Source organism: Bacteroides sp. An269 (assembly GCF_002159755.1).
GTDB lineage: Bacteria > Bacteroidota > Bacteroidia > Bacteroidales > Bacteroidaceae > Phocaeicola > Phocaeicola intestinalis.
Window position 1 is genome coordinate 1 of record NZ_NFJG01000266.1, and the last position, 567, is coordinate 567.

The 567-nt window shown below is 52.4% G+C and carries 1 protein-coding gene; it reads right to left on the reverse strand.

Features of this window, described 5'->3' with window-relative positions:
- Window positions 1-517 (reverse strand): IS30 family transposase (locus B5F71_RS19670; RefSeq protein WP_143269967.1); only part of this gene is annotated, 517 nt, incomplete at its 3' end.
- Window positions 518-567: the final 50 nt, after the last annotated feature.

Sequence of the window (567 nt, forward strand, 5' to 3'; positions counted from 1 at the left end):
CCATCTCCCAGTCCCCGAAACGTTTGCCGTCGGCTTCCGCCGGACGCTCGTGTATGCTCACACGGTTACGGATGTTCGTGGCCTTGGTCTCATGACGGTGTGAGGCCTTGCGCTTGTATTTCATCTTATGCCGGCAATGGGAAGCCAGTTCCCCGCCTTCGTCCTTGCGGATGAGGGCGTAAATGGCTTCATGGGAGACGTTTATACCCTCCAGCTTCAAACGTCCGGATATCTGCCGGGGAGACCACTGCTCGTTTTTTATGAACTCAATGATGCGCCATTGCAGCACATCATCCAGCCCCCTGTTGCCGGGCGTATGACACCGGCGGGATTCTGCCATGTCATGCGCCTTATTCCATACATACTTGCCGCTCGGCGTGGAGTTACGCTTTATCTCACGGCTTACCGTCGATTTGTGGACTCCTATGGAACGAGCAATCATTTCCAGAGTCTCACCCTTTTGTCGTCCCAGGTAAATTGCGTACCTTTGCTCACGGGTTAAGTGCTTATACTTCATAGACAATACAAAAGTAATTAATCCGTGGGAGACAGAGGTCTCCCTTTTTT